At 66.3% G+C, this 19198-nt stretch carries 19 protein-coding genes; 11 read left to right on the top strand and 8 right to left on the bottom strand.

The genetic code is table 11. The features are described from left to right. The first annotated feature begins 141 nt into the window (after nucleotides 1–141). Nucleotides 142–2691 (top strand): ATP-dependent protease ATP-binding subunit ClpC, encoded by a 2550-nt coding sequence (clpC1, locus tag AC5Y42_RS21005; protein ID WP_499888953.1) that lies wholly within the window; start codon nucleotides 142–144, stop codon nucleotides 2689–2691. Between the two features lie 23 nt (nucleotides 2692–2714). On the opposite strand, the gene nicT is transcribed toward clpC1, so the two are convergent. Then, nucleotides 2715–3836: a Nickel transporter NicT gene (gene nicT, locus AC5Y42_RS21000; protein ID WP_499900498.1), complete on the bottom strand. Its 1122-nt coding sequence runs from the start codon at nucleotides 3834–3836 to the stop codon at nucleotides 2715–2717. Between the two features lie 263 nt (nucleotides 3837–4099). Here nicT and AC5Y42_RS20995 point away from each other — a divergent pair, with 263 nt between their 5' ends. Continuing rightward, a complete protein-coding gene (locus tag AC5Y42_RS20995) occupies nucleotides 4100–4678 on the top strand; it encodes a histidine phosphatase family protein (protein ID WP_499900497.1) in 579 nt (192 codons plus the stop codon). On the opposite strand, the gene AC5Y42_RS20990 is transcribed toward AC5Y42_RS20995, so the two are convergent. Together AC5Y42_RS20990 and mhuD are read right to left on the bottom strand one after the other, a co-directional pair. After that, nucleotides 4675–5982 carry a serine hydrolase gene (locus tag AC5Y42_RS20990; protein ID WP_499900496.1) on the bottom strand — a complete coding sequence of 436 codons (1308 nt, stop codon included), beginning with the start codon at nucleotides 5980–5982 and terminating at the stop codon, nucleotides 4675–4677. The genes AC5Y42_RS20995 and AC5Y42_RS20990 overlap by 4 nt on opposite strands. 31 nt (nucleotides 5983–6013) lie before the next feature. After that, a complete protein-coding gene (gene mhuD / locus AC5Y42_RS20985) occupies nucleotides 6014–6331 on the bottom strand; it encodes a mycobilin-forming heme oxygenase MhuD (RefSeq protein WP_065015132.1) in 318 nt (105 codons plus the stop codon). Nucleotides 6332–6354: 23 nt separating this feature from the next. On the opposite strand from mhuD, the gene AC5Y42_RS20980 reads away from it, so the two are divergent. Next, nucleotides 6355–7113: an alpha/beta fold hydrolase gene (locus AC5Y42_RS20980; RefSeq protein ID WP_499900495.1), complete on the top strand. Its 759-nt coding sequence runs from the start codon at nucleotides 6355–6357 to the stop codon at nucleotides 7111–7113. Here AC5Y42_RS20980 and AC5Y42_RS20975 read toward each other — a convergent pair. After that, nucleotides 7110–8012: an iron-sulfur binding domain-containing protein gene (locus AC5Y42_RS20975; protein ID WP_499900494.1), complete on the bottom strand. Its 903-nt coding sequence runs from the start codon at nucleotides 8010–8012 to the stop codon at nucleotides 7110–7112. The two genes, AC5Y42_RS20980 and AC5Y42_RS20975, sit on opposite strands and share 4 nt — an antisense overlap. Between AC5Y42_RS20975 and AC5Y42_RS20970 the strand changes: the two genes are divergently transcribed. After that, nucleotides 8011–8634: a carbonic anhydrase gene (locus tag AC5Y42_RS20970; protein ID WP_499900493.1), complete on the top strand. Its 624-nt coding sequence runs from the start codon at nucleotides 8011–8013 to the stop codon at nucleotides 8632–8634. The genes AC5Y42_RS20975 and AC5Y42_RS20970 overlap by 2 nt on opposite strands. 95 nt (nucleotides 8635–8729) lie before the next feature. Further along, nucleotides 8730–9536: a hypothetical protein gene (locus AC5Y42_RS20965; protein ID WP_499900492.1), complete on the top strand. Its 807-nt coding sequence runs from the start codon at nucleotides 8730–8732 to the stop codon at nucleotides 9534–9536. A gap of 18 nt (nucleotides 9537–9554) precedes the next feature. On the opposite strand, the gene disA is transcribed toward AC5Y42_RS20965, so the two are convergent. The 3 genes from disA to AC5Y42_RS20950 are packed head-to-tail and all read right to left on the bottom strand — an operon-like array spanning nucleotide 9555 to nucleotide 12703. Then, nucleotides 9555–10667, bottom strand: coding sequence for a DNA integrity scanning diadenylate cyclase DisA (gene disA, locus AC5Y42_RS20960; RefSeq protein WP_499900491.1), 1113 nt, complete (start codon nucleotides 10665–10667; stop codon nucleotides 9555–9557). Further along, the gene (gene radA, locus AC5Y42_RS20955; protein WP_499900490.1) at nucleotides 10667–12106 is read right to left on the bottom strand and encodes a DNA repair protein RadA; all 1440 of its coding nucleotides are present in this window, start codon (nucleotides 12104–12106) and stop codon (nucleotides 10667–10669) included. Before radA ends, disA begins: the two co-directional genes overlap by 1 nt. Before the next feature lie 30 nt (nucleotides 12107–12136). Next, nucleotides 12137–12703: a copper chaperone PCu(A)C domain-containing protein gene (locus AC5Y42_RS20950; protein WP_499900521.1), complete on the bottom strand. Its 567-nt coding sequence runs from the start codon at nucleotides 12701–12703 to the stop codon at nucleotides 12137–12139. Between the two features lie 327 nt (nucleotides 12704–13030). On the opposite strand from AC5Y42_RS20950, the gene carD reads away from it, so the two are divergent. The 6 genes from carD (at nucleotide 13031) to AC5Y42_RS20920 (ending at nucleotide 17980) form a co-directional block, all read left to right on the top strand. After that, nucleotides 13031–13519 carry an RNA polymerase-binding transcription factor CarD gene (gene carD / locus AC5Y42_RS20945; protein WP_065015102.1) on the top strand — a complete coding sequence of 163 codons (489 nt, stop codon included), beginning with the start codon at nucleotides 13031–13033 and terminating at the stop codon, nucleotides 13517–13519. Then, nucleotides 13516–14184 (top strand): 2-C-methyl-D-erythritol 4-phosphate cytidylyltransferase, encoded by a 669-nt coding sequence (ispD, locus tag AC5Y42_RS20940; protein WP_499900520.1) that lies wholly within the window; start codon nucleotides 13516–13518, stop codon nucleotides 14182–14184. The genes carD and ispD overlap by 4 nt, the downstream gene beginning before the upstream one ends. Then, nucleotides 14181–14657, top strand: a complete 477-nt coding sequence (gene ispF, locus AC5Y42_RS20935) for a 2-C-methyl-D-erythritol 2,4-cyclodiphosphate synthase (protein ID WP_499900489.1) — start codon at nucleotides 14181–14183, stop codon at nucleotides 14655–14657. The genes ispD and ispF overlap by 4 nt, the downstream gene beginning before the upstream one ends. Before the next feature lie 77 nt (nucleotides 14658–14734). After that, entirely contained in the window at nucleotides 14735–16135 is a 1401-nt protein-coding gene (cysS, locus tag AC5Y42_RS20930; protein WP_499900488.1) for a cysteine--tRNA ligase, read from the top strand. Next, on the top strand, nucleotides 16136–17068 hold the full coding sequence (rlmB, locus tag AC5Y42_RS20925; protein WP_499900487.1) for a 23S rRNA (guanosine(2251)-2'-O)-methyltransferase RlmB: 933 nt from the start codon (nucleotides 16136–16138) through the stop codon (nucleotides 17066–17068). Nucleotides 17069–17074: 6 nt separating this feature from the next. Beyond that, nucleotides 17075–17980: a glycerophosphodiester phosphodiesterase family protein gene (locus AC5Y42_RS20920; protein WP_499900486.1), complete on the top strand. Its 906-nt coding sequence runs from the start codon at nucleotides 17075–17077 to the stop codon at nucleotides 17978–17980. On the opposite strand, the gene AC5Y42_RS20915 is transcribed toward AC5Y42_RS20920, so the two are convergent. Then, entirely contained in the window at nucleotides 17955–19196 is a 1242-nt protein-coding gene (locus AC5Y42_RS20915) for an SLC13 family permease (protein WP_499900485.1), read from the bottom strand. The genes AC5Y42_RS20920 and AC5Y42_RS20915 overlap by 26 nt on opposite strands. Nucleotides 19197–19198: the final 2 nt, after the last annotated feature.

Below are 19198 nucleotides of genomic sequence, written 5' to 3'. Positions count from 1 at the left end.
GCATTCGCGGCGTTGCCTTGTTGTGCTGACCGTGTGGTAGGAACCCCGGGCCAGTCGACCACTACAGTGGACGGCAGGTACGCAGGGACCGACCTAATGCCCGTCGTTGTACCGATGGTGAGGGAGAGCAGGTAACCACCAATGTTCGAGAGATTTACCGACCGTGCCCGCAGGGTCGTCGTCCTGGCGCAAGAAGAGGCCCGGATGCTCAACCACAACTACATCGGCACCGAGCACATCCTGTTGGGCCTGATTCACGAAGGTGAAGGCGTGGCGGCCAAGTCGCTCGAGTCGCTCGGTATCTCGCTGGAAGGTGTCCGCAGCCAGGTCGAAGAGATCATCGGCCAGGGCCAGCAGGCGCCGTCGGGCCACATTCCGTTTACTCCACGGGCCAAGAAGGTCCTCGAGCTGAGCCTGCGCGAGGCGCTGCAGCTGGGCCACAACTACATCGGCACCGAGCACATTCTGCTCGGGCTGATCCGCGAGGGCGAGGGTGTGGCCGCCCAGGTGCTGGTGAAGCTCGGCGCCGAGCTGACGCGGGTGCGTCAGCAGGTGATCCAGCTGCTGTCGGGCTACCAGGGCAAGGAGACCGCCGAGGCCGGCACCGGCGGCCGGGGCGGAGAGTCCGGCTCCCCTTCGACGTCATTGGTGCTCGACCAGTTCGGTCGCAACCTGACCGCCGCCGCGATGGAAGGCAAGCTCGACCCCGTCATCGGTCGCGAGAAGGAAATCGAGCGGGTGATGCAGGTGCTCTCCCGTCGTACCAAGAACAACCCGGTGCTGATCGGCGAGCCCGGCGTCGGCAAGACCGCCGTCGTCGAGGGCCTGGCCCAGAACATCGTGCACGGCGACGTCCCCGAGACGCTGAAGGACAAGCAGCTCTACACCCTGGATCTGGGTTCGTTGGTCGCCGGCAGCCGCTACCGCGGAGACTTCGAGGAGCGCCTGAAGAAGGTGCTCAAGGAAATCAACACCCGCGGCGACATCATCTTGTTCATCGACGAGTTGCACACTTTGGTCGGCGCCGGGGCCGCAGAGGGGGCGATCGACGCCGCGTCGATCCTGAAACCGAAGCTGGCCCGCGGTGAGCTGCAGACCATCGGCGCCACCACGCTCGACGAGTACCGCAAATACATCGAGAAGGATGCCGCCCTGGAGCGTCGCTTCCAGCCGGTGCAGGTCGGTGAGCCGACGGTGGAGCACACCATCGAGATCCTCAAGGGTCTGCGGGACCGCTACGAGGCGCACCACCGGGTGTCGATCTCCGACTCCGCGATCGTGGCCGCCGCCACCCTGGCCGACCGCTACATCAACGACCGGTTCCTGCCGGACAAGGCCATCGACCTGATCGACGAGGCGGGTGCCCGGATGAGGATTCGCCGGATGACCGCGCCGCCAGATCTGCGCGAGTTCGACGAGAAGATCGCCGACGCGCGCCGCGAGAAGGAGTCGGCGATCGATGCGCAGGACTTCGAGAAAGCGGCCAGCCTGCGCGACCGGGAGAAGCAACTAGTTGCCCAGCGCGCCGAGCGCGAGAAGCAATGGCGTTCAGGCGATCTCGATGTGGTTGCCGAGGTCGACGACGAGCAGATCGCCGAGGTGCTGGGCAATTGGACCGGTATCCCGGTGTTCAAGCTCACCGAGGCAGAGACCACCCGGCTGCTGCGTATGGAGGACGAGATCCACAAGCGGATCATCGGCCAGGAGGATGCGGTCAAGGCGGTCTCCAAGGCGATCCGCCGTACCCGCGCCGGGCTGAAGGACCCCAAGCGCCCGTCCGGTTCGTTCATCTTCGCCGGCCCGTCCGGGGTGGGTAAGACCGAGCTGTCCAAGGCGCTGGCCAACTTCCTGTTCGGTGACGACGACGCGCTCATCCAGATCGACATGGGTGAGTTCCACGACCGGTTCACCGCGTCGCGGTTGTTCGGCGCACCGCCTGGATACGTCGGCTACGAGGAGGGCGGTCAGCTCACCGAGAAAGTCCGGCGCAAGCCGTTTTCCGTGGTGCTGTTCGACGAGATCGAGAAGGCGCACCAGGAGATCTACAACAGCCTGTTGCAGGTCCTCGAGGATGGCCGGCTCACCGACGGGCAGGGCCGCACGGTGGACTTCAAGAACACCGTGCTGATCTTCACGTCCAACCTCGGCACCGCCGACATCTCCAAAGCGGTCGGTCTGGGCTTCACCCAGGGCGGCGGCGAGAACGACTACGAGCGGATGAAGCAGAAGGTCAACGACGAGCTGAAGAAGCACTTCCGCCCGGAGTTCCTCAACCGCATCGACGACATCATCGTCTTCCACCAGCTGACTCGTGACGAGATCATCCGGATGGTCGATCTGATGGTCACCCGGGTCGAGAAGCAGCTCAAGACCAAGGACATGGCGCTTGAGCTGACCGAGAAGGCCAAGTCGCTGCTGGCCAAGCGGGGCTTCGATCCGGTGCTGGGCGCGCGTCCGTTGCGCCGAACCATTCAGCGTGAGATCGAGGACCAACTCTCGGAGAAGATTCTGTTCGAGGAGATCGGTCCGGGACAGGTCGTCACCGTCGACGTGGACAACTGGGACGGCGAAGGTGCCGGCGAGGATGCGGTGTTCACGTTCACCGGAACCCGCAAGCCGGCCGAGCCGGCCGAGGAAGATCTGGCCAAGGCCGGAGCCCACAGCGCCGGTGGTGCGCACAGCGCCGAGTAGCGACAGCGCCGAGGCAGCCGGTCTCAGTCAGGCTTGACCGGCTGCCAGCGCGCTTCGACGTTGGCCAGCTTCCAGTAACCGATCGCGCCGATCCATGTCACCGCGAACAGCACGACGATCGCCAGACCGGCATTGTTCAGGTTGATGCCGGCGATCCAACTGGTGACCGGGTCGACCCAGCCGAGGTCGTCGTGCAGGATCGACACGAGCTCGATCGACCCGATCAGCAGTGCGACCGCGATCGACAGTCCGGTGACCGTCAGGTTGTAGTAGATCTTGCGGGCCGGCTGCATGAACGCCCAGTCGTAGGCCGCGGTCATCAGCAGGCCGTCCAACGTGTCCATCAGGCTCATGCCGGCGGCGAACAGTAAGGGCAGGACCAAGACTGCGTACCACGGGAGGCCGGCCGCCGCGCCGGTGCCCGCCAACGCCAGCAGCGCGACTTCAGTTGCGGTGTCGAAGCCAAGGCCGAACAGCACACCGACGGGATAAAGCTGCACCGGCCGTTTGATGCGGTTCATGATCGGCCGCAACAGCCGCGCCAGGAAACCGCGGTCGTTGAGGGCTACTTCGAGTTCTTGGTCGGAATATGTCCCGCCCCGAAGTTTGGTGAAAGCCCGGACTATTCCGCTCAGCGCGATGATGTTCATGATTGCGATGAGATACAGGAACAGGCCAGAGGCCAGCGTGCCTGCGAAGCCGAGTGCATGCCGGGCCGGTGAGCCGTCGTCGACCAGAGCACCCACCGCGTGGGCGCCGAGGACGACCAGGACCGCCATCGCCAGCACGATCGTGGAATGGCCCATGGCGAACCAGAATCCGACCGACTTCGGTTTCTGGCCGTCGCTCATCAACTTGCGGGTGGTGTTGTCGATGGCGGCGATATGGTCGGCGTCGAACGCGTGCCGGAGCCCGAACAAATAGGCGGTTACACCGAGCCCGACTCCGAAGATTTGGGTTCCGGCCTGATACCGGTGTGGCGCGATGAACAGAATCAGCGTCGCGAATCCGAGAACGTGCATCAGCACGATCACGCCCAGCAGGGCACCGATCTCGATGCGATCGCGACGATCCCACGTCGATGTCAGCCTGCGGATGCTCGCGCCGAGACCGGCTGATCGAGCAGCGGATGCCGGAATTGACATAAGACCGCCTCCCGGGGATTTTCGCGTCCCCATTCGAGATGTGCCGGGAAGGTCTGGCTCTCCAGCGTCGAAACGCTGGTTACAGTGGCGCGACCGCACCGGAATATGCACCGGTTTCCTCGCCGTCACATGACTATCGCGAAAGACGCTATACCGCCTGCATCGGCCTGGCAACTGACCGTGCCGTTGTGAGCACAGCGCAGTGACAACGCTTTTCAAACCCGCGGTGACCGGGCTTTGGGGTGACCGCGATAATGATCATGATGTTGGGTCGGGTCGACGGTCGGAGCGCCAGGGGCGAAGTCATCCGGCTGACGCTGGTATCGCATGCAATGACCGAGGCGCTGGCGGCCGGACGTTTCCCCACCGATGAGCCGCTCAACGGCGCCGGGCACCGGCAAGTCGACGCGTCAATCGATCTTGGCGTCGCCGCCGTCGTACTCGCCGGGCCCGAGAAGCGAACCAGGCAGACGGCGGAATTACTCGGCTTGGCGCCCAGGATCGAACCGCAACTCGCCGACCTGGACTGTGGGCGGTGGCGCGGCCACGTGCTCGGCGGGGTGCGGCCGGCTGAACTGGCGGTCTGGCTCACCGATCCCACCCGCGCCCCGCACGGCGGTGAGTCGGTGGTCGACCTGGTGGAGCGAGTGCGCGCATGGCTGAACTCGTTGACCACCGCCCGGTCGCGGCTGATCGCCGTCACGCACCCGTCGGTGATCCGCGCCGCGATTCTAGTGACGTTGGATGCACCAGCAAAGTCGTTCTGGCGCATGGATATCGCACCGGCAAGCGTGACCGTGATGCGTTTCCGCGGGCACGCTTGGACGTTGTTGACGAATTAGCGTGGCGAGGGTAGCAATGCGAAAACCTGCTTGGCGATCTGGAGCATCCAGCCGGTAATCTTGGGCCCGTGATCACGTGACCAATTCAACTGGAAGCTGACCACCCACGGCTGACCCGTTGTGTCGACGGCATACCAGCTGAACGTCAGGTCACCCGGCAGGCCACCGGCTTTGGCTCCGATGTAGGGCCACTCGCGCCGGTTCAGGTCGACGCCGGGGACAGCGGACAAAATCTGCTTCACTGGTGCCGCTGCGCCGACGGCACCCTCCTGCAGCGCCGCATGTATCCGACAGATGTCCTCTGCGCTGCCATACCATTCCGCACCGTATTCAGATGCCGGGGTGTGGGCCCGGGTCGGATCAGGTTCGTACGGGCGGGAATTGGCCTGCTGCAACAACTGCGCGCGGATTTGTGGATCGGCATGCTTCCACTGTGTGCGCAGGTCCGGCTCACCCCAGGCGACCGAGAACAGCTCGTACATTGTCGGGAACGGTGTCATGCTGGCCGGGTCGTGGTGGCCGGCGGCGACGAGCGCGTCCACGACGGCCTGGGGTCCCACCCTTCCGATCAGCAGGTCAGTCGCCATGTTGTCGCTGGTGGCAATCATCTTCTCGGCGGCGGTGCGAACTGAAACATGCGCTCCGACAGGAAGTTCCAAGCCAGAACCAACGGCTTTGCCCTTGTCGGTGACGGTCAACTGGTCATTCCAGGACACTCTGCCGTCCTTGACTCCTTCCGCGACGGCATACAGCACGTAAAGCTTGAAAATGGATGCCAACGGTAGCGATAGCGTGGTGTTGGTGCCCGCGACCGGATCGCAGTGGCCATCATCGACTTTGGCGACCTGCCAGGAATACCGAGCGCCGGTCTTGGTCAACGTGTCATCGACGTCGCGCCACGAGGAGATCGTTGGTGCCTGCGTGGTGAGGTCGAAACCGTCCACCAGGGTGTCCTCATTGGTGTGAATGCGGATGGACTGTAGTGCGCCGTAGGACGTGATGAGTTTGAGGGTGGCCGCGCCCGCGCTGATGTCGATCGCGTCGAGGCGGAACGGGCGGTCCCACCAGAGTGCTTCCATGGTGTCCTCGACCTGCTTGGCCACCTCGGGCGAGGCCAAGGTGCCGACACCGATCGGACCGATCGGCCAATCCGAGTTGAGCATGTCCAGGGTCTGCTGAGCCCGCAGCCCCGGCGGCGTCCTGATGTCGATCCGGACACCAGTATCAGCCGCGTGAGCAGCCGGTGTGGGTGGTGAAGCACAGCCGGGCGCCGACGCGGCCAGCAAGGCGGCGACCGCAGCCATTGCCAGCGCGCGGTACCGCGCCCGGTGTGGGCTACGCCGTCGAGCCGCTACCGGCAACGTCTAACACAACCTCGAATTCCAGCAGCGACGCGCCGGTCGCCACGGGGTTGGCCCGGTGGCCGGCGTGGGCTTCGATGGCCGGCCCGGTCGCCCATGCCTGGAAGGCTTCCTCGGACTCCCACTGCGTCACCACGAAGTAGCGGTCCTCACCCTTGACCGGGCGCAGCAGCTGAAAGCCCAAAAAGCCCGGCGAATTCTCGACCGCATGCGCGCGATGGGCGAACCGCTTCTCCAGCTCGGGGCCGGCATCCGCAGGCACCTCGATTGCGTTGATCTTCACCACTGGCATGGGCCTAGGCTACCGTGCCCGAGGTGACCGCCGAGCTGCTGACTCCCCGTGGGGGACGTGGGCAGCCGGTGGTCTTGGTGCACGGCCTGATGGGGCGGGGCAGCACGTGGTCGCGCCAGTTGCCGTGGCTGACCCGACTGGGCGCCGTGTACACCTACGATGCGCCGTGGCATCGCGGTCGCGACGTCGCCGACCCATACCCGATCAGCACCGAACGCTTCGTGGCCGACCTGGGAGACGCGGTGGGCGCCCTGGGCGAACCGGCGCGGCTGGTCGGGCATTCGATGGGTGGGCTGCACTCGTGGTGTCTGGCCGCTGAGCGCCCAGATTTGGTGTCGGCGTTGGTGATCGAGGATATGGCACCCGATTTCCGTGGCCGGACAACCGGCCCCTGGGAGCCGTGGCTGCATAATCTGCCGGTCGAATTCTCGTCTGAGAAGCAGGTATTCGACGAATTCGGGCAGATCGCCGGTCAGTACTTCCTGGACGCATTCGACCGTACGGCGAGCGGCTGGCGGCTGCATGGTCACACCGCGCGGTGGATCGAGATCGCTGCCGAATGGGGGACTCGTGATTACTGGGAGCAGTGGCGTGCGGTGCGGTCGCCGGCGTTGCTCATCGAGGCCGGCAACTCGGTCACGCCGGCCGGCCAAATGCAAATGATGAATGAAACCGGCTGCCACGCAAGCTACTTGCGTGTTGCTGACGCCGGGCACCTGATTCACGACGACGCGCCGCATACGTACCGCAACGCGGTGGAATCGTTCTTGGGCGCACTTTAAAATTCTTCGCCCGCCAGGGCGTACATCCCGTCGATCGTCTGTTTCACCAAGCCGTCGGCAAGCAGAGAATCCAGCGCCCGGTCCCGTTGCTCTGTATCGGTCAGCCAGGCCACGTCGAGCTCGGCGCGGCCGACCGGGACGTCACTGAGGCGCAATACATCCAGTAACAATCCGCGGACCTGGCGGTCGGTTCCCGCGTAGCGCTGCGGACGCCGAGCGGGCGCCTGCGTCGCCGGGTATCCGGCCTGCCGCCAGCTACACCGACTGAGCGGACACAGGCCGCATTGTGGACTGCGGGCGGTGCACACCGTCGCGCCCAATTCCATCAGCGCAGCTGAAAACCGGTGCGCGCTACCATCGCTCGGTAACAGCGCGGACACGTCGACGTGGTCGCGGGCAGCCGAGGGCGCGCCCGATCCGGCGCGTCCGTGGACGACCCGGGCAACCACCCGGCGCACGTTGGTGTCGACCACCGGAACCGGCTGACGGTAAGCGAAGCAGGCCACTGCGCGTGCGGTGTAGCTGCCGACGCCGGGCAGCGTGACCAGCGTGTCGACGTCGCAGGGGACCACGTCGGCGTAGTCGCGCGCGATCACCGTGGCGCATTCGTGCAGGCGCTTGGCCCGCCGCGGATAACCTAACTTGCCCCAGGCCCTCAGCACATCGGCCGCACTGGCCGCTGCGGTAGCCGACGCTGACGGCCACCGCGCGACCCACTCCTGCCAGATCGGCAGCACCCGCGCCACCGGAGTCTGCTGCAGCATGAACTCGCTGACCAGAATCTGCCACGGCGTGACACCGGGCTTACGCCACGGCAGATCGCGTCGCGAACGGTCGTACCAGCCGAGAAGCTCCTCCGCCGGAAGGCTCATCGGCGGGTGCGGCAGAATGTCGGCCATGCCCAATACCAATCCGATCTCCGCATGGAAGGCACTCAAAGAGGGTAACGAGCGCTTCGTCGCCGGCAAGCCCCAACATCCCAGCCAGAGCATCGATCACCGAGCGAGCCTCACCGAGGGACAAAAACCTACCGCTGTGGTGTTCGGGTGCGGTGACAGTCGGGTGGCCGCCGAGATCATCTTCGATCAGGGGTTGGGCGACATGTTCGTGGTCCGCACCGCCGGCCACGTGATCGACTCGGCGGTGCTGGGCTCGATCGAATTCGGGGTGTCGGTCCTCGACGTGCCGCTGATCGTGGTCTTGGGCCATGACAGCTGCGGCGCGGTGAAGGCCACACTGTCCGCACTGGACGACGGCGTGCTGCCCGGAGGGTATGTGCGCGACCTGGTCGAGCGGGTGACGCCGTCGATCCTGCTCGGTCGCCGCGAGGGCTTGACGCGGGTCGACGAGTTCGAAGCGCGACATGTGGCCGAGACCGGCGCGCAACTGATGGCGCGTTCGACAGCCATCGCTGAGCGGGTCGGTTCGAATGACCTGGCGATCGTGGGCGTCACCTACCACCTCGCCGACGGGCGGGCGGTGCTGCGCAATCACATCGGCAACGTCGGCGACGAGCCCTAACTCGAGCAGCGGGGTGTGCGGCCGCGCGGGACCAGCATCGCGACACGCCGAGAGCGGTCGGACAGGTTGCAGTGACCTGGGCTTACCGTGTGAATGTGCTGGATCTGGAACCGCATGGCCCGTTACCGCCGGAGATTTACTGGCGACGCAGGGGACTGGCGATCGGTATCGCGGTTGTCGTGGTGGGAATCGTGGTCGCGACCGTCGTCGCCCTGCTGAGTGGAAACGCCGACGCCAAACCCGCCGCGGTCGACAAGCCGTCGAATCCCCCTGCCGCGGCCTCCGGTGCGCAGCCCGAAGTCAAGACGCCGGTAGTGCCACCCGCCGGGGAGAACCAACTCCCGACCGAGACCCCGACCGCGGCTGTGCAGCCGCCACCGGTGCTCAAGGAGGGCGATGACTGTCCGGATTCGACAGTGGCCGTCAAAGGCCTGACCAACGCACCCCAGTACGTGATCGGTGACCAGCCGAAATTCACCATGGTCGTCACCAATATCGGGCTGGTGGCCTGCAAACGCAACGTCGGAGCAGCGGTGCTGGCGGCCTACGTCTACTCACTGGACAACAAGCGGTTGTGGTCCAACCTGGATTGCGCGCCCTCCAACGAAACCCTGGTCAAGACGTTCACGCCCGGTGAGCAGGTGACCACGGCCGTGACGTGGACCGGTATGGGATCGGCGCCGCAGTGCCCACTGCCGCGACAGCCGATTGGCGCCGGCACGTACAACCTCGTGGTGCAACTGGGCAACCTGCGCTCGGCGCCGGTGCCGTTCATCTTGGCTGATGCGGCGCCGCCCGGCGCCCCACCGCCGGGAGGGCCGGGTGCGCCCCAGCCCGGGCTGCCGGCGCCCGGCGAACTCGGACCACCGCCCGGTCCGGCGCAGGCTCCCGCCGGCAACTGAGCAGGGTTGCCCGGCGTCTCAGCTGACTGAGTCGGCGATCGTCGACTCGGCCAACTGCGAGAGTCCTTCGCGCACGTGCCGAGCCCACATCTCGCCGATACCCTCCACCGACTGCAGGTCACCGGCGCTGGCGGCCAGTAGACCCTGCAGCGAGCCGAATTCGCGAACCAGCCGGTCGACATGAGCGAACTGCAGCCGCGGGATACCCGACATCGCGCGGTAGCCACGCGAACCCATTGCTGAGTCCTGGGCTTCGGTCGTCGACGGGTATCCGAAAACCTTTGCCAGCACCGTGAAATCGAGCAACTCGGTGTCCGACAGGGCATCCAGCTCGTCGAGGGTGGCGGTGACTTCGGTTTTGCTCAGCGGCTCGGGATTGGCGTGGTAGTCGCGCACGATCAGTTCCCGGGCGAGGTCGTTGCCACCGAGCAGCTCCTCCAGCTGCAGCCGCAGTTGGCGCCCGTCGGTGCCCAATTCGACAGCGTCGTAATCGATCACCAGACCGATTCGGCGAACCAATTCCAGCCGCTGCACCACCGTCATCACGTCGCGCAGTATGACGAAGTCTTCGATCTCGGCCCGTGAGAGTTGCCTGCTGACCTCGTCGAGCCGGATCTTGTAGCGCTCCAACGTGGCGATGGCCTGGTTGGCCCGCGACAAGATGGTCGCCGAGTCGGCCAGCACGTGGCGATCCCCCGCCACATAGACGGTCACGATGTTCATCGAATGGCTGACCGAGATCACCGGGTAACCGGTCTGGATGGCGGCCCGCTCGGCCGAGCGGTGCCGAGTGCCGGATTCATCGGTGGGGATGGACGGGTCGGGAACCAGCTGGACGTTCGCGCGCAGGATGCGGCTCCCATCGGTGGCCAGCACTACCGCCCCGTCCATCTTGCACAGCTCACGCAACCTCGTCGGCGCGTACCGCACGTCCAGGGAGAAGCCGCCATCGCAGATGGCCTCCACGCTGTCGTCGTAGCCCAGGACGATCAGCGCACCGGTACGGCCGCGCAGGATGCGCTCCAGCCCGTCGCGCAACGCAGTTCCCGGCGCCAGCCGCCCGACGGCCTCACGCAGGGTGGGCCGCGGCGTCGGCACCGGGCCGATTCTCCTGGCTTTGCTCGCAGTCATTACCCGCCATTCTGCTCTGCCGGAGGCGGGTCGAGCCGGTGTGGTGGCGCTGGCGTGTTGCCGCGGTGCTCGGCGATGTCGAGCATGTGCTGCAGCGCCGCGACGATGGTGGCTGCCTGTAAGACCCGCAAGCCCGGCGGCGACGCATCGCATCCGGCTGGTACCAGCGCGGTGGTGAAGCCCTGCCGGGCGGCTTCGGCCAGCCGGCGCGCCATGCCGCTGACCCGTCGCAGATCGCCGGCCAATCCGACTTCACCGATCATCACGGCGGTAGTGGGCAGCGGGAGATTCGCGTAGGCGGACGCCAAAGCGATCGCCACTGTCAGATCCGACGACGGATCGGCTAACCGCATGCCTCCGACGGTGGATAGGAAGATGTCGACGGGCGAAAGTGCCAGCCCCGCATGCTTTTCCAGTACAGCGGTGATCATCGCGGCGCGGGCGTGGTCGACGCCGCTGACGGCGCGGCGCGGACGCCCGTCCGACGGGCTGGCCAGCAGCGCCTGCACCTCGCCGACCAGGGGTCGCTTACCGTCCAACGTCACCGTGATCGCGGTTCCGGGGACCGGCCGCGGCCGCTGGTCCAGGAACAGCCCGGACGGATCGGCGACACCTTCGATGCCGCCCTCGTGTAGCTGGAAACAGCCGACCTCGTCGGCGGCCCCGAACCGGTTCTTGACGCCACGGACCATGCGCAAGGTGCAGTTGCGGTCCCCCTCGAAATGCAGCACCACGTCCACGAGATGCTCAAGCGAACGCGGTCCGGCGATGGCGCCGTCCTTGGTGACATGGCCGACCAGGATCATCGCCACGTCGCCCGCCTTCGCCGCGGCTGTCAGTGCGGTGGTCACTGCCCGGACCTGGGTGACCCCGCCGGTGACACCGTCGGCCTCGGTGGTGGACATCGTCTGTACGGAATCGACCACAACCAGCGTGGGCCGCACGGCCTCGATATGACCGAGCACCGCGCCCAGGTCGGATTCGGCGGCCAGGAACACCTCGTCGTGGCTGCAGTCAGTCCGGTCGCCGCGCAGCCGGATCTGGCCGAGGGACTCCTCACCGGAGACGTACAACGCGCGTCGACCGGACCGGGCCCATTGATGGGCGACCCGGAGGAGCAATGTCGACTTACCGACCCCGGGCTCGCCGGCGAGCAGTGTCACCGAGCCGGGCACCACACCGCCGCCCAGTACTCGGTCGAGTTCGTCGACACCAGTGGGGCAGTGACGCGCGCTATGCGGCTCGATAGAACTGATGGGCACGGCCGGCGACGTTGGGGCCGCCGAGGCTATTGAGCGTGGGGTCCGGCCGTTGACCGCGGACAGCACCGCCACTTCCTCGACCGTGCCCCAGGTGGCGCACTCGAGGCAGCGTCCTACCCACTTAGCGGTGACGTGCCGGCATTCCGAACAGCGGTATTGCGAGCGTGTCTTGGCCACACCGGAACGGTATCGGGCCGGTATGACAGGTCAGGGGTGTTCGGCCGGGACCGGCGTTTCTTCCTGCCGGGGAGCCAGCCCCGCGGAAATCGGCACGGTCAAGCTGGTGCGCCCGGCCTTTTCGAAGTCGAAGGTGAAGTTGTAGAGGAGGCCGTTGGTGATCGGCTTGTCCAACGCCACGATCGCCTTCGCGGTCCCTGCGGGCTCAATGGCCTCGACAGCTTTCTTGCTCTGGCCGTCGGCGGTGCCGACGAACAACGTTCCACCCGGCGCCAGTGCGGTATCGCCGGACACCGTGACCGGGCCGATGTCCGAGGTGATGCCGAGAAGTTTGTCGGCGACGTCCACGGAGTCGTTCACCGCGACCAGGACTAAATTCACGGTTTTGCCCGGCTCCAGAAAGTCGCCGGTCTGCGCGGCCTGAATGTGAACGTTGCGCAGCGCCACGTTGTTGATCACCGTCTGTGTGCCGTTGACGGCAGGCACCTGAGCAGCGGTCTGCGAGAGCTGACCGCTACCACAGCCGGTGAGCGCGGCGGCGCCGAGAATGCTCCCGGCGGTCAGTGCGGCGAGGGTGGTCGAGCGGCGATTGTCCAAGCGTTTCACTCAAAGCCTCCTGCTCGCCCGTGACGGTTCGACTATGCACAGTAGTAGGTCAGATCCGAAGGCTGATAGTCGAGGGCGCCGGCAGCGTACACAGGGCAGCGAAGTACGATCTTCAATGCCCTTGTCAGGGGTCCGGCGCAAGCTGTCGGCGGGGCCCCGAGGGTCCCCAGCCGGGATATCAAAAGGTCGGTGCCATGCACGAATTCACCAGTCTGTCAACCCCTAGGCTTCGTGTGCGATGCCCCTGACCTGCATCGTTGGACCACGCCTGTCGACGCACCGTGCTAGAATTGCAGTAACGAAAGGGGCTCGAACCAGATGATCTTCAAGGTCGGAGACACCGTTGTCTATCCACACCACGGTGCTGCGTTAATCGAGGCGATCGAAACCCGGACCATCAAAGGGGAACAAAAAGAGTATCTCGTCTTGAAGGTGGCGCAGGGGGACCTGACAGTTCGAGTGCCTGCCGACAACGCCGAGTATGTGGGCGTGCGTGATGTGGTCGGGCAAGAAGGTCTGGACAAAGTCTTTCAGGTGCTGCGTGCACCGCACACCGAGGAACCGACCAACTGGTCGCGCCGCTACAAGGCCAACCTCGAGAAACTTGCCTCCGGTGATGTCAACAAGGTTGCCGAGGTAGTGCGCGACTTGTGGCGTCGCGACCAGGAACGCGGCCTGTCGGCCGGGGAGAAGCGGATGCTCGCCAAGGCACGTCAGATCCTGGTGGGCGAGTTGGCGCTGGCTGAAAGCACCGACGACGCGAAGGCCGAGACAATCCTCGACGAGGTTTTGGCCGCCGCGTCCTGACTGTGACGGGCACGGCCGCGGTCGTCCCGGCCGCGGGGTCGGGTGAGCGGCTGGCGGCCGGTGTTCCCAAGGCGTTTTTTCATCTCGACGGACGCACGCTGGTCGAACGCGTCGTAACCGCTCTGCTGGAATCCGGAGTCGTCGACCGCGTGGTGGTGGCGGTGCCTGCCGACCGCACTGACCAAGCCAAGCTGATACTCGGACGCGACGCCATGGTTGTGGCCGGCGGCGCCAACCGCAGCGAGTCGGTTGCGCGAGCGTTGACCGCCGCCGGAGAACCGGACTTCGTACTGGTGCACGATGCAGCGCGGCCCCTGACGCCGGCGGGTTTGGTGGTCCGCGTGGTCGAGGCGCTGCAGGCGGGGCATTCGGCCGTCGTGCCCGCGCTGCCGGTGCCGGACACCATTAAGGCCGTCGACGCCAACGGAGTCGTCCTGGGGACACCTGAGCGCTCCGGCCTGCGTGCGGTGCAAACCCCGCAGGGCTTTGCGGCCGAACTACTGCAACGCGCCTACCAGCGCCCGTCGAACGCCGAGTTCACCGACGACGCGTCGATGGTCGAGCACATCGGCGGCCAGGTCCACGTGGTCGAGGGCGATCCACTGGCCTTCAAGATCACCACTCGGTTGGACTTGTTGTTGGCCCAGGCCATCATCAAGCAATGAACGTTCGGGTCGGTCTGGGCACCGATGTGCATGCCATTGAGCCGGGGCGGCCGTGCTGGCTGCTGGGCCTGCTGTTTCCGGACGCCGACGGCTGCGCCGGCCACTCCGACGGCGACGTCGCCGCGCACGCATTGTGTGACGCGCTGCTGTCGGCTACCGGGCTTGGCGATGTTGGCAGCGTGTTCGGCGTCGACGATCCCCGCTGGGCAGACGCCAGCGGAGCCGACATGCTGCGCGTCGTCGTCGAACTGATTTCGGAACATGGCTACCGCGTCGGTAATGCGGCCGTGCAGGTCGTCGGTAACCGACCCAAGATCGGACCGCGACGCGCCGAGGCGCAGGAGTTGCTGTCCGGGCTACTCGACGCGCCGGTGGCGGTGTCGGGCACTACGACTGACGGTCTGGGTTTGACCGGTCGCGGTGAGGGTATGGCGGCGATAGCAACGGCGCTGGTGGTGCAGGCGTCCGGCTAACGGTGATCGCAAGCGCGGCGGAGCCGGGCGCGGCGGGTCGGCGCCAACCAACTAGCCCCCCGGTAAGCTGGCACGTCGTGACCGATCGCGCCCGACTGCGGCTACACGACACGGCGAGCGGTGCCGTGCGCGATTTCGTTCCGCTGCGGCCCGGACACGTCTCGATCTACCTGTGCGGCGCAACCGTGCAGGGCCTGCCGCACATCGGCCACGTGCGCAGCGGCGTGGCCTTCGACATTCTGCGGCGCTGGCTGATGGCGCGCGGCTATGACGTCGCGTTCATCCGCAACGTCACCGACATTGACGACAAGATCCTCAACAAGGCCGCGGCGGCCGAGCGGCCGTGGTGGGAATGGGCTGCCACGTACGAGCGCGCGTTCACCGCCGCCTACGACGCGCTCGGTGTCTTGCCGCCGTCGGCAGAGCCGCGCGCCACTGGACACATCACCCAGATGATCGAATTGATCGAACGCCTGATCTGCACCGACCACGCCTACGCCGGCAACGGCGATGTGTACTTCGACGTGCTGAGTTATCCCGAGTACGGGCAGCTGTCCGGACACCGGATCGACGACGTGCACCAGGGCGAGGGAGTGGCCACCGGCAAGCGCGATCAGCGTGACTTCACGTTGTGGAAGGGCGCCAAGCCCGGCGAACCGTCGTGGCCAACCCCGTGGGGTCGCGGGCGTCCGGGCTGGCACCTGGAATGCTCGGCGATGGCCCGCACCTACCTGGGACCCGAGTTCGATATTCATTGCGGCGGCATGGATTTGGTGTTCCCGCACCATGAGAACGAGATCGCTCAGAGCCGTGCGGCCGGAGACGGCTTCGCCCGTTATTGGTTGCACAACGGCTGGGTGACCATGGGCGGCGAAAAGATGAGCAAATCGCTGGGCAACGTGCTGGCGATTCCTGCTGTGCTGCAACGGGTTCGCCCGGCCGAGTTGCGCTACTACCTGGGCAGCGCCCATTACCGCTCGATGCTGGAGTTCTCCGAGAGCGCGTTGCAGGACGCAGTCAACGCCTACCTCGGCATCGAGGACTTCTTGCACCGGGTGCGCAACCGGGTCGGCGCCGTCGTACCCGGAGAATGGACGCCGCGGTTCGCCGAGGCGCTCGACGACGACCTGGCAGTGCCGATCGCGCTGGCCGAGGTGCACCACACCCGCGCAGAGGGCAACCGGGCGCTGGATGCCGGCGACCACGACGGCGCATTGGCCAACGCCGGCGCGATCCGGGCGATGATGGGCATCCTCGGCTGCGATCCGCTCGACGAGCGCTGGGAATCCCACGACGAGACGTCGGCCGCATTGGCCGCCGTCGACGTGCTGGTGCGCGCCGAAGTGGAGCAACGTGAGCAGGCCCGCGAACAGCGTGACTGGGCGCTGGCAGACCAGATCCGCGACCGACTCAAGGACGCCGGCATCGAGGTCACCGACACCGCCGACGGGCCCCAGTGGTCGCTGGAAGCCAAGTAGATGGCCGGCAATTCGCGGCGGCGCGGGGCGATACGCAAGCCCGGCACCAAGAAGGGCCCCACGGTCGGGTCGGGCGGGGTCCGTCGGCGTGGCCTGGAGGGCCGCGGCGCCACCCCGCCCGCCCACCTGCGGCCCAACCATCCCGCCGCCAAGCGGCTGCGGTCCCAGGCCCGGCGGCCGGCCAAGCGCACCGAGGATGAGACCGAAACGGTGCTCGGCCGCAACCCGGTGCTGGAATGTCTGCGTGCCGGTGTTCCGGCCACCGCACTATATGTTGCGCTCGGCGCCCAGGCGGACGAGCGCCTCACCGAATCCGTCACCCGGGCAGCCGATTCCGGTATCGCGATTCTGGAGGTTCCGCGTAGCGATCTGGACCGGATGACCACCAACGGCCTGCACCAGGGCATCGCCCTGCAGGTTCCCCCGTATGACTACGCCCATCCCGACGATCTACTTTCCGCCGCTATGGACACCCCGCCGGCACTGCTGGTTGCCTTGGACAACATCTCCGACCCGCGCAACCTGGGTGCGATCGTGCGATCCGTGGCAGCCTTCGGCGGCCACGGGGTGCTGATCCCGCAGCGGCGCTCCGCCTCAGTGACCGCTGTGGCCTGGCGGACCAGCGCCGGCGCGGCGGCCCGGGTGCCGATCGCCCGGGCCACGAATCTGACTCGCACCCTGAAGGATTGGGCCGGCCGCGGTGTCCAACTGGTCGGGCTGGATGCCGAGGGCGACACCACGCTCGACGATTTGGACGCCGCCGGGCCGGTAGTGGTGGTGGTCGGATCCGAGGGCAAGGGACTCTCGCGGCTGGTGCGGCAAAGCTGCGACGCGGTGGTGTCGATCCCGATGGCCGGTTCCGCCGAATCGTTGAATGCCTCGGTGGCCGCCGGGGTGGTGCTCGCCGACATCGCGCGTCAACGCAGGCGCTAACGCCGCATGCGTTTCCGCCTGGCCGCACTGGTTGTGGCGGTTCTCGTCGTTCCCGGTCCGCCGCGGGCCAGCGCACAACCATCGAGCTTCGACGTGGTGGCGCACCGTGGCGGTGCCGCGGCCCTCGAAACCGGAGTCGGCACTTTGGAATTCGACATCGGTATCACCAGAGACCACCAGCCCGTCGTCTGGCATGACCAGGACATCCGGCCGCAGAACTGCGCCGACACCCGGCCCGCTGTTGCCGGTGACCCGCAGTATCCTTACGTCGGGAAGCTGGTACACGACCTCACGCTGGCGCAGATCCGCACGCTCGACTGCGGCCATCCCATCGCCACGCTGCCGGAAATCTTCGCCCTCACCGACTCGTATCGAGCTGATGTCCGCTACGACATCGAAACCAAGGTGGACCCCGAACAGCCCGCCGCGTCAGCGAGTCCCGAGGAGTTCGTCGACGTGATACTGGACGCGGTCCGGTTGGCGGACAAGCTCGATCGGGTCGAGATACAAAGTTTCGACTGGCGGACGTTGCCGATGGTGCGGCACGCCGAGCCGTCGATTCCATTGGCGGCGTTGTGGAACCAGATGACATGGCGGCCCGGGTCTTCGTGGCTGGCGGGAATCGCCCCGACCGTCGTCGGTGATCCGGTCGTTGCTGCCGCGATGGTCGGCGCCAGCATCGTCTCGCCGGCCTATTCGTTGGTCGACAGCGCTTTGGTCGACAGGGCACATGCGTTGGGGCTCAGAGTTCTTCCGTGGACTGTCAACGACGCCGAGGCGATGCGCGCCCTGATCACTGCCGGCGTCGACGGCATCATCACCGACCAGCCGGCCCAATTGCGGGCGGTGATGGAGGATCTCGGCATGCCGTTGCCTGCTCGCTTTGTCAAACCCCCAACAGCCGCACGCTGACCCACAACGCCAGCACCGCCGCCACCAACGCGGTGGGCACGGTGCACAGCCCCAGCCGGGTGTATTCGCCGATACTCGCCGGCACGTTGTGCCGACGCAGCACCCGCCGCCACAGCAGGTTGGAGAGCGACCCGACGTAGGTCAAGTTGGGACCGATGTTCACCCCGATCAACACCGCCAAAATCGCTGCCGGCCCACTACTTGCGGCCAGCGGCAGCAGTACCAGCGTCGCGGGCAGGTTGTTGACGAGATTGGCCAGCACGGCGGCAACCGTCGCAATACCCAGCAGCGCAAGCAAGCTCGAGCCCGACGGCAACACCGCCCGCATGCCGTCGGCCACGCCGTTGAGCATCACGGCCTCTACCACAATGCCCAACGCCAACACGAACACCAAGAACGGCACGTTGACCGCGCGCACCAACTCCACCACTGTGGTGTGGCGGTGCCGAAGACTGCGGATACCCAGCACCGAAGCGCCGGCAATTGCTGCCCATGCCGGTGCTATACCCAGTGCCTCGGTGATGGCGAACCCAGCCAGCGTCAAAGCCACTACCGCCAGCACGAATACCGGCGGGCGTGGTGGGGGTCCGATCTCCTGTCGCTCCGGCGACACGTCCAGATCGCGTGCGAAGAACCAACGGAAGACCAGATATACGGTGCCCACCGCGGCCAGCCATGGCAACGCCATCACCGCAGTGAATTTGATGAACGACAGATCGGCGATGTGGAAGGCGAGCAGATTGGTCAGATTCGACACCGGCAGTAACAGTGAGGCGGCGTTGGCCAAATGTGCGCTGGCATAAGCGTGTGGCCGGACCGGCGCCCGCAGCCAGCGGACCGTGGCAAGTACGACCGGAGTCAACAGCACCACGGTCGCGTCCAGGCTCAGCACGGCGGTGATCACGGCCGCGATGACGAACACCTGCCGCAGCAGCCGTTGTGAGCCGAATCGGGCCCGGGCCATCGCCGCTCCGGCTGCCTCGAACAGGCCTTCGTCGTCACACAGTTTGGCCAGCACCAGTACCGCGCCCAGAAACGCGACTACCCGGGCCAGGCTGGCCGCTTCGGTGGCGGCCTGGTGCAACGATATGGCGCCGGCCCCAATCAGCACCGCGACGGCTGGTATCGCCGCGAACGCCTCGGGCCACCCCCGCGGGCGTGCGACGGCAAAGCCGAGCACGACGGCAAGCAGCAGCAGTGCGAGGAATAGCGACAACG

Source organism: Mycobacterium sp. NGS48, assembly GCF_059812585.1.
Note: the sequence above shows the minus strand (reverse complement) of the source record. Positions and strands in the feature narration are given on the sequence as shown.

What these genes read in the sequence shown, in the direction of transcription:
- AC5Y42_RS20970 (WP_499900493.1), top strand. Translation starts at nt 8,011, where the DNA reads ATGCCCAATACCAATCCGATCTCCGCATGGAAGGCACTCAAAGAGGGT.
- clpC1 (WP_499888953.1), top strand. Translation starts at nt 142, where the DNA reads ATGTTCGAGAGATTTACCGACCGTGCCCGCAGGGTCGTCGTCCTGGCG.
- disA (WP_499900491.1), bottom strand. Translation starts at nt 10,667, where the DNA reads ATGACTGCGAGCAAAGCCAGGAGAATCGGCCCGGTGCCGACGCCGCGG.
- ispF (WP_499900489.1), top strand. Translation starts at nt 14,181, where the DNA reads ATGAACGTTCGGGTCGGTCTGGGCACCGATGTGCATGCCATTGAGCCG.
- mhuD (WP_065015132.1), bottom strand. Translation starts at nt 6,331, where the DNA reads ATGCCAGTGGTGAAGATCAACGCAATCGAGGTGCCTGCGGATGCCGGC.
- AC5Y42_RS20920 (WP_499900486.1), top strand. Translation starts at nt 17,075, where the DNA reads ATGCGTTTCCGCCTGGCCGCACTGGTTGTGGCGGTTCTCGTCGTTCCC.
- AC5Y42_RS20975 (WP_499900494.1), bottom strand. Translation starts at nt 8,012, where the DNA reads ATGGCCGACATTCTGCCGCACCCGCCGATGAGCCTTCCGGCGGAGGAG.
- AC5Y42_RS20990 (WP_499900496.1), bottom strand. Translation starts at nt 5,982, where the DNA reads ATGGCTGCGGTCGCCGCCTTGCTGGCCGCGTCGGCGCCCGGCTGTGCT.
- carD (WP_065015102.1), top strand. Translation starts at nt 13,031, where the DNA reads ATGATCTTCAAGGTCGGAGACACCGTTGTCTATCCACACCACGGTGCT.
- AC5Y42_RS20995 (WP_499900497.1), top strand. Translation starts at nt 4,100, where the DNA reads ATGTTGGGTCGGGTCGACGGTCGGAGCGCCAGGGGCGAAGTCATCCGG.
- nicT (WP_499900498.1), bottom strand. Translation starts at nt 3,836, where the DNA reads ATGTCAATTCCGGCATCCGCTGCTCGATCAGCCGGTCTCGGCGCGAGC.
- rlmB (WP_499900487.1), top strand. Translation starts at nt 16,136, where the DNA reads ATGGCCGGCAATTCGCGGCGGCGCGGGGCGATACGCAAGCCCGGCACC.